The sequence below is a fragment of the Trichocoleus sp. FACHB-591 genome (assembly GCF_014695845.1).
Lineage (GTDB): Bacteria > Cyanobacteriota > Cyanobacteriia > FACHB-46 > FACHB-46 > Trichocoleus.
Window position 1 is genome coordinate 259,230 of the sequence record NZ_JACJPA010000040.1, and the last position, 12,797, is coordinate 272,026.

Below are 12,797 nucleotides of genomic sequence, written 5' to 3' on the forward strand. Positions count from 1 at the left end.
TGTAACTGATGCTGATTGCTAGCAGGCTATTACGATGGGCAAGGTGAGAAATGAGAGGTAAGCCAGTTTGACTGACCAAACTAACAATCATGCTTGTCGCCATGCGCCTGCAACTGCTCGCAACCGAGAGCCGATTTTGCAAGTGTTGCAGCGGGTGTTACCTGACACAGGCACAGTCTTGGAACTAGCCAGCGGCACTGGAGAACATGCCATCTTCTTGGCACCACGCCTCCAACCAAGAATCTGGCAGCCCAGCGACCCCAATCCTGAAATGGTGGCAAGCATTGCCGCGTGGCAACAAGAATGGCCGTCCAAGCAGCTGCGATCGCCTTTACAATTAGATGCCCGTGACCCTGTTTGGCCTGTTGAGATAGTCAGCGATGGTAACGATCTGCCTGAGCCACCCATTAGCGCGATCGTCTGCATTAATATGATTCACATTGCGCCTTGGTCAGCTTGTCTAGGACTAATGGCTGGCGCAGGACGCATACTTCCGGCGGGGGGCATTCTGTATCTCTATGGCCCTTATCAGCAAAGTGGACAGCACACGGCTCCCAGCAATGAGTTTTTCGACGAGATGCTGCGATCGCAAAATCCAGAGTGGGGTGTGCGGCACTTAGAAGATGTCGTCGCAGCAGCCAACGCTCAAAATCTGACTTTATTGGAGACGGTACCGATGCCTGCAAACAATTTCTCTGTGATCTTTCAGCATCTTTAGCAACCGTTTTGTTGATGCTCCTCCAGGAGCAGCGGTAGGTTTCTGGCGATGCCTACCTCTACTATGGAACTAATCAGGCTTGATGAGGATAGATTTAGGGATGACTACGACTTATGTTTTCCTGGCGGGTGCGAGTCGGGGTGTAGGCCGAGAAATCGCTCGTTGTTTAGTCGAACAAGGCATACAGGTAAAGGCCCTGTTGCGCTCTGAGGCAGCTCGTTCAGAACTAGAAGCAATGGGCATTACAGTGGTGCTGGGCGATGCTTTAAGCGCCGCTGAAGTAGAACAGGCAATGCAGGGAACCCCAATTCAGGCTGTGATCAGCACCATTGGTGGCTTGCCTAAGGATGGAGAAAGAGCCGACTATCTAGGCAACAAAAACCTAGTAGATGCAGCCGTGAAAGTAGGAGCCTCAAAATTTATGTTGGTATCTTCTATTGGCAGCGGCGAGAGTATTGTTGCGCTTTCCCCACAGGCATTAGAGACGTTACGGCCTGTGTTAATTGAGAAGGAGAAAGCAGAGCAACATCTGATTGCTAGTGGCTTGAACTACACGATTGTCCGACCGGGTGGCTTAAAGTCTGAACCTGCAACCGGAAATGCAGTGCTGACAGAAGATCCGAAGGTATCCGGCATGATTCATCGGGCTGATGTGGCGCACCTCGTTTGTCAATGTCTCCAATCCGATCGCGCCAATCACAAAATTCTCTCTGCCATTGATCGCCAGATGTTGTTTGTCCCGGTTGAGTTTGCCGAATTTGCGCTGCCTTAAGTTCAGGCATCCAAGGCTAGCGATCGCTTGAGCTCTTATTTTGGCTCCTGGCTAATGGGAATCTCGATCACAAATTCTGCACCGTGGCCAATTTCAGAAACACAGTGTAGAGAGCCACCATGCTTTTCTTTCACGATCTGATAGCTGATTGACATGCCTAGACCTGTGCCTTTGCCGACAGGCTTTGTCGTGAAGAAGGGGTCAAATAAGCGTTGTTGAACCACTGGCGATAGTCCAGGTCCATTATCAGCAATCCTGATTCGGACTCGATCAGCACTGGCTCTCTCTGTGTAAATAGAAATTCGACTTGAATTCTGAACTGCGTCTCGCAAGGAGCGCTGTTGATTCTGTGACTCCAGAGCATCAATGGCATTGGTGAGGATATTCATAAATACTTGATTGAGCTGTCCTGCATAGCACTCGACCAAAGGGATATCACCATAGTTCTTGACCAATTCAATGGCAAGGTGCCCATCCCCAGCTTTGAAACGATTCTGCAAAATCATCAGGGTGCTGTCAATACCTTCATGGAGGTTAACCGCTTTCATCCCCGCCTCATCCATGTGAGAGAAGTGACGCAGAGAGACGACAATCTGCCGGATGCGCTCGGCTCCTATTTTCATTGAAGAGAGCAGTTTAGGCAGATCTTCCACTAAGAAATCAAGATCGATGGCCGCTGCTTCCGCCTCCACGGCTGCGATCGGATGGGGATAATGTTGTTGATAAAGCTGGAGTAGGCCTAAGAGGTCTTGTGTATACTCGTTCGCGTGTTTCAGGTTGCCATAGATGAAGTTGACGGGATTATTGATCTCGTGGGCCACCCCAGCGACAAGCTGCCCTAAGCTAGACATTTTTTCGCTTTGAATAATTTGGGTTTGGGTTTGTTGCAGTTCCCAGAGCGTTGATTCTAGTTGTTGGGCTTTTTCTCGTAGTTGGGTTTCAGATTGGCGCAAGGCAGTTTCTGTTTGCTTGCGCTTAATGCCCAGTGCAACTTCTTGAGCCACAAAGGCCAAAGCATCTAGAGTAGAAGTGCTGAGGGACTGGCGAGCAAATAAAGCTATTACACCTAACAACTGATCTTCCACCATGAGGGGGTAGCCAGCAAAAGCCACCATACCCTCTCGCAGCGCCCAGGCTTTATCGCCAACCCGAGGATCGTCCAGCACCGTATTGGTTAAGTGCGGCTCACGTTCGGCAGCAATCAGGCCAATCTTGAACTGGCCGACTGGGACACGGGCATGAGCACCATCAAGATGGGTGTAGAGACCAGAGCTAGCTTGCAGCTCTAAAATGTTCTCTTCTGGGTTGAGGAGCCAGATCCGGGCAAAGGCAGCATCTAAATGGCCCACCACCGCATTAGTGCATTGATGGAGCATTTCCTGGAGGTCATCACTGCGAGTCAGGGAAGCATCAACCTCGGATCGGAAGGCAGCCAGTCGCACTTGATCCACTAGCGCTTGCTCTGCCTGCTTGCGAGCGCTAATGTCTCGTGCTACCCACAACACAGATTGTTCGGTCAAGGCGACCAGCGTGGCATCAAACCAAATCAGTTGATCCTCAACAGGTAAACTGTACTCAACCTTGACGGCGGTTTGTGTCGTTAGAGCTTGCTGAATGTGGTGTAAGAAAAAGTCTGCTGCTGCTCGAGGCAGTACCTCATGCATGGTCTTGCCCACCAAATCAGTTGAGGGGCGGTATAGGAGGGGAGCGCAACTCGGTGCAATTTTTAAGTAACGGCCTTCAGCACTAATCACTAGAATCACATCTTGCATCGCCCCAAATAGAGTCATTAACTCTGCTTGAGACATGCTTAATGCGACTTCTGCCTCAGAGCGTTTGTCTTCAACACCCTTTTCAGCAGTAAGTTTACGGGCTGTGAGGTCTTGAGTAACTTGAGAAATCCCTTGGAGTTGTCCATTGAGATCAAATAGTGCGGTTAGAACCACACTGGCCCAATATCGGGAGCCATCTCTACGAACCTGCCACCTCTCCTCAGCAACACGACCTTGAGTGATCGCAGTTGCCAGAACTTGGCTAGGTTGACCTCGCTCCATATCCTCAGCCGGAAAAAAACAAGAGAAATGCTGCCCAATCACTTCCTCTGACTGATAGCCTTCTAAGTTTTGAACCCCTGCATTCCAACTGCAAACATACCCGTCAGGGTCGAGAATCATGGTTTCGCCATTTTGCACAGGCCCTAGAGAGCGGGTGAAGCCTGACTGATGAGGCTGGCAAGAAGTCGCTGCTAGTGGGTGGTGCATAGGGGCTGCTTGAGAAGCTAATTTTGGGCAGCATCAGCTTCCTAAACTTTTGAGGTTGCCTTAAGGTTGCCAAAAATTTGGGCAGAAAGTACTGACACTAAACCTAAGACTTCCCAAACTAGCCATGACTTTTCTAAGACTGTTTACGGAATCTGCATCCGCTAATTGGCGCGGCTTTATTCGTAATATTGCTGAGCTCAACCCAGTTTCACCTCAAGCTACAACCGGGGAGTTGGGTGAAAAGCCTAATTGGAATTAAACTGTTTGACCCAATCCTGCTGAATCGCAAAGTCTAAGGCCAAACGAGCGATCGCAAATAGGCAGATACTTTCGATCGCCAGCACCCCAAACGGCCAAAGCGTTCCTTGGAGATTGAACCCCACATCCACCTGCGCCAACCCACGCACTAAGCCAAAAGCTAGTACTACACCCGACTTGAGGTGCGGATTTTGGTCTTCGCGGATCACATAGCGGTAGGTGACCCCGAACAAAAACCCCGCCAAAATGGCGATCGCACCACTAATGAGCAAATTGGCTTCGATACTGGCGATTTGTAGGCTGGCGAGGCTAGCAAACTGGGTAGCCAAAACTTGACTGTTGACAAGCGCGATCGCGGCAAAGGCCACGCAGACAGACAAAGCGGCTAAGGTTCCTGCTTTGAGCGATTCAATGCGTTCTGCTAAATTCAGCTCGAAAGACCCGTTTACCATGCGCAATTTTGCTCAATCCTGTCAAGGCGCGATTGTATCAGGTTGGACCACCCGATCGCTAAATTTGCAATTAATTGTCAGGGTTGAGCCGAGCTAGTAACGGACAAAATGGAGGCATTGATTGCTCAAGTTTTGAATTATCATAAGGGTCGGAGTAGTTTCATAGGCTTGTCTTTAACAATATGGATATTCTGACGCTGGGCTGGGTTTCTCTCCTCGCTGTCTTTACCTTTTCGATCTCGATGGTGGTTTGGGGCCGTAACGGGTTTTAACTCCTTCCCCGTCCCCTCTCCCTAGGGGGAGGGGTACCATAGGCGGGGTGGGGTTAAGCCTCAATCAACAAACTTAGAGTTATTGGCTTCACGCATCTAAGTATTCTTCCAAAGGCAAATCTTTTTCGTTCTTGATTGTTTTCATTCAAAAGTTATTGTGGAAGCTACTGTTGCTAACATCCTCGTTATTGCTGCGCTCGGGCTGCTGATCACCGTCACTGGTGGCGTTGCCTATTTAACTGCTGTAGATTGGCGCGATCGCCGTCGGCGTGAGCAGGAGCAGCGAGAGCAAGTCCCAGGCCGGGTTCGCCGGGAACAAGAGCAACAAGAAAAATCCCGCGGTCGCAATCGGCGTGGCAAAGAGCAGCGGGAAAAGACCCCAGGCCGTCGAGCCAAAAAATCTGAGTGATTCAGGCGGGTCAGGAATAAAACTAACTTTAATCAATAATTGCAGCACTTAAAGAGCGCTCAGTGTCTCTGAAGAGTGCTTCAGATTGATTTGTGCGAATTAAGAAAAACCAGGAATTTTTCTAGCATCTACCTGGCATCTACAAATTTGTGATCTGCAGTGCGCTGTCTTGTGATCTACATGACGACAAGCCAAGTTTTGCTGTGATACGGTGATGAGAATTGGTAGCGTCGTGGCTGTAGTTTGTAGCTTTTTACACAAAAGTTACAAAGCGATCGCGGTTAACCAGCGATTTTCGGGAAATTTAAAGTAATTCTTTTTTGTAGAGCTATCCCTATGAGTATTTTCTTATCTTTGGCAATGCTTGTGGTGATATTAATATTGAGCGAATCTCCTGGTGGTGCTCTGGCAATGGGGCTGGGTTTGTTTACAGCAGCGATCGCCATTCGGCATGTAGCGTCCCATTAATCTCCCATCAATCGAAGACTAGAATTGCTGGCGTCTGCCCCTGCCACCCCCTGCACCTGTCTCCTACTTTATAGGGATGTATAATCCTCGCCCAAAGGGATGCTTAGAAGTAGGAATGATAGGGCAGGAGCGCTGGTATGGAAGCGTTACATCGAGTTGCTAAAAAAGTTTCTGACACGATCTGGGAGATTCCAGTTTCTTATAAAGAAGGGATGCGGGTGCCTGCCCGAATCTATGCAACTGAAAAACTAATCAAAGACATAGACGAAGGCGTAATTGACCAGATCACCAACGTCGCCACATTACCAGGCATTACCAAATACGCGCTCTGTATGCCCGATGGCCACTTCGGGTATGGCTTCCCGATTGGAGGTGTGGCCGCAATGGATGTCGAGCAGGGTGGGGTGATTTCTCCCGGTGGCATTGGCTTCGATATCAATTGCGGTATGCGCTTGGTCGTCACGAACCTTACCTATAAAGAAGTTAAGCCGCACATCAAGCAATTGGTAGACAAGCTATATAAAAGCGTGCCTGCGGGCGTAGGCAGCAAAGGGTTTGTCAAGTTGTCCCGCAACGACTTCCGGCAAGTGTTGCAACAAGGAGCCCGTTGGTGTGTAGACAATGGCTACGGTTGGAAAGCTGACCTAGAACTCATGGAAGAAAATGGTTGCCTCGCCGGAGCCAATCCGGACAAAGTGAGTGAAAAGGCGATCGATCGCGGCTTTAACCAAATCGGGACGTTGGGTTCTGGCAATCACTACTTAGAAATTCAAGTTGCTAAAAAAGAAAACATTTACGATCGCGAGCTAGCGCGAGCCTTTGGCATCACCATCCCCGATCAAGTCGTGATCATGTTTCACTGTGGTAGCCGAGGATTTGGCCATCAAGTCGCCACTGATTATCTGCAAGTCTTTCTCAAAGTGATGGAGAGCAAGTACGGCATCAAGGTGTTGGATCGAGAACTGGCTTGCGCTCCTTTTGATTCCCCTGAAGGCCAAGCTTACTTCGCGGCCATGCAGTGTGGCATCAACATGTCCTTCGCCAATCGCCAAGTGATTTTGCATCGCATCCGGGAAGTTTTCTCTGACGTGTTTGGTCGCTCCGCCGAAGACCTGGGTCTAGAGATGGTCTATGATGTCGCCCACAACACCGCCAAGCTAGAACAACATATTGTAGATGGTCAAGCGCGATCGCTCTTGGTTCACCGTAAAGGAGCCACTCGTGCTTTTGGGCCTGATATGAGCGATGTCCCAGAAGACTACAAAGTGTACGGTCAACCTGTGATTATTGGCGGCAGTATGGAAACAGGTTCCTATTTGTTGGTTGGAGTCCCGACTGGCGACCAAACCTTCTTTAGTACCGCTCATGGCAGTGGCCGCAAAATGAGCCGAACTAAAGCCCGCAAAACCTGGAGTGGTGATGTGCTGCAAAAGGAGATGCTGTCTAAAGGCATTTATGTCCGTAGCACTTCTGCATCTGGTTTAGCTGAAGAAGCGGGCGGTGCCTATAAAAATGTAGATGATGTGATCGAAGCCGCTGAGCTAGCGGGAATCAGCAAACGGGTGGCGCGTCTGACCCCCATCGGCAACATCAAAGGTTGATGGCACCTAACCCCCCAGCCCCCTTCCTTGCTAGGGAAGGAGGAGCTAGAGATGCCACCATTTACAGAATTATAGCTATTACCATCGAGCACTTCTGGAGGGGGCCTGGGGGACGCAGCCGTCCCTCAGCGGGGGGTTGGGGGCGAGTGCCCCCAAGGCTCGGTTATCTTGAAAACCGTCACGAACTAAGCTCGAACAAATCGCGATCGCCCAGCCACCAAACCATCACCCGCGAGTTCTCCCTGCCCCTTTACTTCCTTCAAGCCAGCCGTTTAACTAGTAGTCAAGGTTTCTCACTGTTGCCGAGACAGTCAAGGTTCCATGACAAAAGCTTTATGGCAACCGCCTCGTTTGCGTCGTGATGAAGAGCAAGTGTCTGAGCGTCACGCTACCTGGTTGGAACTGTTTTACGATTTAGTATTCGTCGCTGCGACCGCAGAGCTAGCCCATAGCTTAAGCGGCAACATTTCCTGGACTGGCTGCTTAAAATTTGCAGTTTTATTTGTGCCCATCTGGTGGTGCTGGGTAGGAGCAACCTTCTACGCCACTCGCTTTGATATCGGAAGCATTGTCGATCGCTTGTTTGCCTTAGTCCAGATGGCGATCGTCGCAGCAATGGCAGTTAACGTGCATCATGGGCTGAGCAGCTCCGGCAGTGGCTTTGCCATCTGCTATGTTCTGTTTCGTGTCACCTTGATCTTGCAGTATCTCAACGCGGGACATCACATACCAGCGGCGCGATCGCTGACAACTTGGTATGCCACTGGCTTTGGCCTAAGTGCTGGACTTTGGCTAGTTTCAGCTTTTCTGCCTCCTCCTTTACGATTGGGGCTGTGGGTAGTGAGCTTAGCGATAGACCTCTCTACCCCGCTCTCTGCGGGTCGTCTCGTTGCCAAAATTCCTCCCAGTATGCCCCACGTTCTAGAACGCATAGGACTGTTTACCTTAATTGTCTTGGGTGAGTCTGTGATCGGCGTAGTGGGAGGGTTGGCAGAACATGAATGGAGCCTAGGCTCTATCCTTGTAGGGTTGTTGGGGTTGGCGATCGCCTTTAGTCTGTGGTGGTTGTACTTCGATACGGCTGATGGGTCGCCCCTTAAGTCGATGAAAGTAGGCAAGATGCGGGTTGCTCTCACTTGGCTCTATGCTCACCTGCCTCTAGCAATGGGATTGGTCGCTGCTGGAGTTGGTGTAGAACACCTAATTGCCCATGATGCTACTGCCATTCCCTCCAGTGCGGAACGGTGGCTGTTGTGCTCGGCGATCGCGACTTGTTTGTTGGTGTTAGCCGGGATTCACTATATGAGCTGCGCTTTGGGAACTGCGAGGTATCGCAAAATTTTGAGCGCTTATCGCACTGCATCCGCCGTTCTAGTGCTGCTCCTAGCGATGGTTGGCGGTCGCCTCTCATCTCTGAATCTGGTAACGCTCGTAGCCTTAGCTTGTGTCGTCCAAGTTCTACTTGATCTCCTCCGCAGTTCAGTCGCCACTCGTCCCGCTACTGCCACAGAAACCAGCCAGCCCTCCAAGCCAACTTAACACCCCTAAAAGCTGCTGCATTGGCTCAAACCTATGACAACTCGCACCCCTCTAACCTTGATTACAGGTCCTCTCGGTAGTGGCAAAACCACATTGCTACGACATATTCTCGCTACTGTTTCTCAAAAGATTGCCATCTTGATGAATGAATTTGGTGAGATTGCGATCGATGCCAAAGTGATTCAAGGCCAGAATGTGAGCATGGCTGACTTGGGTGGGGGGTGTGTTTGCTGTTCGCTCTTGGGTGAGTTTGAGGCAGCAGTGAATGAGATCATTGAAACCGTCAATCCAGATCTGATTGTGGTAGAAACCACTGGCTTAGCAGAACCGGATGCACTGGTGTTTGACATTCAAGAAAGTATTCCGGTGGTGCGGCTAGATGGTGTAGTGACCGTGATTGATGCGGATGGTTTGGTTCAATATCCGCAAGTGGGCCATACTGGGCGGATTCAGATTGAGGCAGCCGATGCCATTTTGCTCAACAAGGTGGATTTGGTGGCAGAGAGTGAGCTGGAAGCGATCGCCACTAAACTTCACCGCTTTAACGAAACGGCTCCTATCTTCCACACCCAGCGCGGCCAAATAGATCCAGCCTTATTGTTTGGGATTGCCAAAGCGGAGCGATCGCTCCAACCACCCCATCACATTCACCAGCCAGAGTTTGATTCCTTCAGCTACACTTCTCCTGCTACGTTCGATCGCGTCTGTTTTGAAGAGTTTGCCGCTAGCTTGGCTCCAAGCGTCTATCGAGCTAAGGGCTTTGTGCGGTTTGTAGACGATATTTATCTATTTAACTTTGTCGCGGGTCGTTGGGACTTTGAACCCTTTGAGCAAGCAACGACAGAGCTAGTCTTTATTGGCAAACGGGTGAACGAGCACCAAATCGAAATCTTACAGCGCCTCAAGTTATGTGAGCATTGAGACAAGCGTATTCTCCGCAATAGCATGAATCAGAGTCAATTGGTTACACTCTACTGAACTGTTGACCATGACCGCTTGTTCAGAAATACGGAGGTTAGAGCATTTTGGAAGTCGCCCTCTCCCAACTCTGGCGCTATGGTAGCGCTGTGTTGCTAGTTGCGATCGCCTCATTCCTGATTTTGCTAGCCTCCGACTCGACGATTGCAGCAAACCCTTGGCTGATTGGTTTCGCCCCGGTCATTTTGAGTGCAAGATATGGAGGTCTCGGACCAGGTCTCCTTGCTACAGTTCTAATGGGTGTTGCTTGCGCCTACTCCTCTCCGCAATCTCTGACCTCTAGTGGGGCGATCGCGCCGAATGACCTGGTTGAGTGGAGTGTCTTTGCACTAGAGGGAATATTGATCAGCGCGCTGATGAGACTGCATACAGTTCCCTCTCAACACCAGCGTGGGCCACGTTCTAAGCTTGAACTGAGAACCATTTTAGACAACGCTCCAGTCGGACTGTATGTTGTCGGCAGTTCTAACCATGAGTTTATGAACCAGCACTTATGCGCTTGGCTAGGGCTAACTTCAGAGCAAATCCTGGGCAACGGCTGGATAGATAGCATCCATCCAGAAGATCGAGAGTGGGTGATCCGTGCATCCACAGAGAGCCTGACCGCAGGCCAACCTTTTGAAGCCGAGTATCGCATTCTAGATCAAAGTGGCACGCTCTATTGGATCTTAGATCGGGCTGTCCCTGTGCAAGATGAGGCAGGTCAAGTGCAGTTCTTCCAAGGGTCTTGTGTAGATATTACTGCGCGTAAGCAGGCTGAGGAGCGCTTGCAGTCAGTGGCGCAGCAATTGCAAGAGCGAACCGCAGAGCTTTCCGCCTCACGCGCCCACATGCAGGCCCTTCTAGACTATACTCCCGCCATCATTTACATCATTGATGTGGATGGTTATATGAGGTTTGCCAACGCCGAATGGTATCGGATATTTGGACCACTTTTCGGAAACCCAATTGAAGGGCAAAATCTACGCGATTTTTTGCCTCCTGAAGCAGCGGCTGTGTTCTTTCAAGAAAATGAAGAGATTTTTGCCTCAGCAAAAGTCATGACATTTGAGAATGATATGACCTTACCCGACGGCGTTCATACTTTCCTCCGCATCAAATTTCCGCTTCAGGACGCAAGTGGGGAAGTTTACGCTTTCTGTGGAGTCTCATTAGATATCACTGAGCGTAAGCAAGGGGAAGAAGCCCTGCGGCAAAGTGAAGAACGCTTTCGCTCTTTGAGTGCCTGTTCTCCCTTGGGGATTTTTCTCACGGATACTCAAGGAAATTGTACTTATACTAATCCTTCCTGGCAGGCGATCGCAGGTCTTACCTTTGAAGCAGCCTTAGGCGAAGGGTGGGCTCAAGCGATTCATCCCGAAGATCGGGAGCGAGTGGCCGCTTATTGGTTTTACTGCGCGTCATCGGGCCAAGCATACTCAGATGAGTTTCGCTTCCAGCGACGAGAGACAGTATGCTGGGTACATTCTCGCTCGTCTCCTTTGTTTGCCGATAATGGTCAACTCATGGGTCATGTGGGCACTGTGGAAGATATCACCGAACGCAAGCAAGCCAGCGAGCAATTGCAAGCGTTAACACGCCAATTACAAGCCCAGAATGAACAGCTGACCGAAGTTTCGCGCTTAAAGTCAGAATTTCTCACTAATATGTCGCATGAGTTGCGGACACCTCTCACTTCGATTCTAGGCTTCTCCAGCGTGTTGCTGCAAAAGAATTTTGGAGCTTTGAATCCTAAACAAGAGCAGTACTTATCCCTGATTCACTCTAGTGGTGACCATTTACTCGCACTGATCAATGATTTGTTGGACCTAGCTAAAATCGAAGCAGGCAAACTAGAGCTTGATTTTGAGGAGCTTAACCTGGCAGCATTATGCCAAGCCGCTCTAGAAATGGTAGAGGTGCGAGCCTTGAGTAAACAGCAGCAGTTATCTCAAGAACTTCCTCTGGCCTGTGAATTTATCCTGGGCGATCGCCAGCGAATTTTACAAGTGTTGCTGAACTATCTATCCAACGCGATCAAGTTTACGCCTGCTGGCGGCACCATTACGCTGAAGACTCAAGTTGTAACTGATGTGGAGTTACAGAACTTCAATGTGTTGGAGGTGGAGGAAGAAGCGGCTTTGCAGGGTGCATCTACTTCTATGTTCGTAGGGTTATCCGTTAGCGATACAGGAATTGGTATCCCTGTCGAAGATCAACATTTACTGTTCCAAACTTTTCAGCAAGTAGATGGAGCCACCGATCGGCGGCATGGAGGAACAGGTTTGGGGTTAGCCCTGACCAAGCGGTTAGTCGAGTTACATGGAGGCAAGGTCTCGTTTACCTCTACCTGTGGAGTTGGCAGCACCTTCTCTGCTTGGTTTCCCTTACCTGAGAGCAACGTAGAACCAATTTAGATCTGCAAACATAGAGCTTAAAGATAATTACGATTTAACTAACAAATAGTATGTCTTACGAATTTTTAGAAGATATTGCGATCGCAGATATTGCTTTCCAAGCTTGGGGCAAAGATTTGCAGGAAGTGTTTTTGGCGGCGGGAGATGCCGTTACCAATACCATGATTGACAACCTAGAGGCGATCGCACCTCAGGAGACCCGCACCTTCACCTTAGATAACGACGAGTTAGATCTCTTGCTATTTAATTTTCTACAAGAGTTTGTCTATTACAAAGACAGCGAACAACTCCTCCTGCGCCCTCAACAGGTACAAATTGAGCAAAAGGATACGCTTTACTCCCTAACGGCAATGGCAAAGGGAGAAGAGCTTGATCCAGAACGCCACCAGCAGCGAGTCGATGTGAAAGCCGTAACTCTCCACCGCTTTAAGCTAGAACAAACACCAGAAGGTTGGACAGCACTGGTGATTTTAGATATTTAGCGGTGCTAGAACGACAGGTTATGTGAGCGATCGCAGTTGATATGCACCTGATCCATAAAGTCATGATGAACTGATTTTTCGCTGGGTGGCTCTCCGGTTAAACTAGGTTCTGGCACGAAAAGTATACAGAGCCTAAGTAATTACTCCGGAATGGGTGTAGATACTGGTTATGGAGAGACAACACCGCAAGC

At 49.7% G+C, this 12,797-nt stretch carries 13 protein-coding genes; 11 read left to right on the forward strand and 2 right to left on the reverse strand.

Annotated features, from left to right (window positions below; translation table 11 throughout):
- The first annotated feature begins 67 nt into the window (after window positions 1-67).
- Both H6F90_RS07260 and H6F90_RS07265 read left to right on the forward strand, forming a co-directional pair.
- Window positions 68-718: a DUF938 domain-containing protein gene (locus tag H6F90_RS07260; protein ID WP_190551485.1), complete on the forward strand. Its 651-nt coding sequence runs from the start codon at window positions 68-70 to the stop codon at window positions 716-718.
- Between the two features lie 100 nt (window positions 719-818).
- Complete coding sequence (locus H6F90_RS07265; RefSeq protein ID WP_190551487.1) at window positions 819-1,490, forward strand: SDR family oxidoreductase; 672 nt, start codon at window positions 819-821, stop codon at window positions 1,488-1,490.
- A 35-nt stretch (window positions 1,491-1,525) separates the two neighbouring features.
- Here H6F90_RS07265 and H6F90_RS07270 read toward each other — a convergent pair whose 3' ends face one another.
- The gene (locus H6F90_RS07270; RefSeq protein ID WP_190551489.1) at window positions 1,526-3,751 is read right to left on the reverse strand and encodes a PAS domain-containing protein; all 2,226 of its coding nucleotides are present in this window, start codon (window positions 3,749-3,751) and stop codon (window positions 1,526-1,528) included.
- Between the two features lie 124 nt (window positions 3,752-3,875).
- Between H6F90_RS07270 and H6F90_RS31080 the strand changes: the two genes are divergently transcribed.
- Complete coding sequence (locus H6F90_RS31080; RefSeq protein WP_255524967.1) at window positions 3,876-4,010, forward strand: hypothetical protein; 135 nt, start codon at window positions 3,876-3,878, stop codon at window positions 4,008-4,010.
- Here H6F90_RS31080 and H6F90_RS07275 read toward each other — a convergent pair.
- Window positions 3,997-4,461: a hypothetical protein gene (locus H6F90_RS07275; protein WP_190551491.1), complete on the reverse strand. Its 465-nt coding sequence runs from the start codon at window positions 4,459-4,461 to the stop codon at window positions 3,997-3,999. The two genes, H6F90_RS31080 and H6F90_RS07275, sit on opposite strands and share 14 nt — an antisense overlap.
- Window positions 4,462-4,643: 182 nt before the next feature.
- Between H6F90_RS07275 and petN the strand changes: the two genes are divergently transcribed.
- From petN to H6F90_RS07310, 8 genes are all read left to right on the forward strand, one after another.
- The gene (gene petN / locus H6F90_RS07280; protein WP_190436771.1) at window positions 4,644-4,733 is read left to right on the forward strand and encodes a cytochrome b6-f complex subunit PetN; all 90 of its coding nucleotides are present in this window, start codon (window positions 4,644-4,646) and stop codon (window positions 4,731-4,733) included.
- Window positions 4,734-4,890: 157 nt separating this feature from the next.
- The gene (locus H6F90_RS07285) at window positions 4,891-5,142 is read left to right on the forward strand and encodes a hypothetical protein (RefSeq protein WP_190437040.1); all 252 of its coding nucleotides are present in this window, start codon (window positions 4,891-4,893) and stop codon (window positions 5,140-5,142) included.
- A gap of 336 nt (window positions 5,143-5,478) precedes the next feature.
- On the forward strand, window positions 5,479-5,610 hold the full coding sequence (locus tag H6F90_RS31085; RefSeq protein WP_255524968.1) for a hypothetical protein: 132 nt from the start codon (window positions 5,479-5,481) through the stop codon (window positions 5,608-5,610).
- A gap of 137 nt (window positions 5,611-5,747) precedes the next feature.
- Window positions 5,748-7,211: an RtcB family protein gene (locus tag H6F90_RS07290; RefSeq protein WP_190551493.1), complete on the forward strand. Its 1,464-nt coding sequence runs from the start codon at window positions 5,748-5,750 to the stop codon at window positions 7,209-7,211.
- Between the two features lie 321 nt (window positions 7,212-7,532).
- The gene (locus tag H6F90_RS07295) at window positions 7,533-8,750 is read left to right on the forward strand and encodes a low temperature requirement protein A (RefSeq protein ID WP_190551495.1); all 1,218 of its coding nucleotides are present in this window, start codon (window positions 7,533-7,535) and stop codon (window positions 8,748-8,750) included.
- A 33-nt stretch (window positions 8,751-8,783) separates the two neighbouring features.
- Window positions 8,784-9,671 carry a GTP-binding protein gene (locus tag H6F90_RS07300; protein WP_190551497.1) on the forward strand — a complete coding sequence of 296 codons (888 nt, stop codon included), beginning with the start codon at window positions 8,784-8,786 and terminating at the stop codon, window positions 9,669-9,671.
- A 104-nt stretch (window positions 9,672-9,775) separates the two neighbouring features.
- Window positions 9,776-12,124, forward strand: coding sequence for a PAS domain S-box protein (locus H6F90_RS07305; RefSeq protein ID WP_190551500.1), 2,349 nt, complete (start codon window positions 9,776-9,778; stop codon window positions 12,122-12,124).
- A gap of 50 nt (window positions 12,125-12,174) precedes the next feature.
- Window positions 12,175-12,606 carry an archease gene (locus H6F90_RS07310; protein WP_190551501.1) on the forward strand — a complete coding sequence of 144 codons (432 nt, stop codon included), beginning with the start codon at window positions 12,175-12,177 and terminating at the stop codon, window positions 12,604-12,606.
- Window positions 12,607-12,797: the final 191 nt, after the last annotated feature.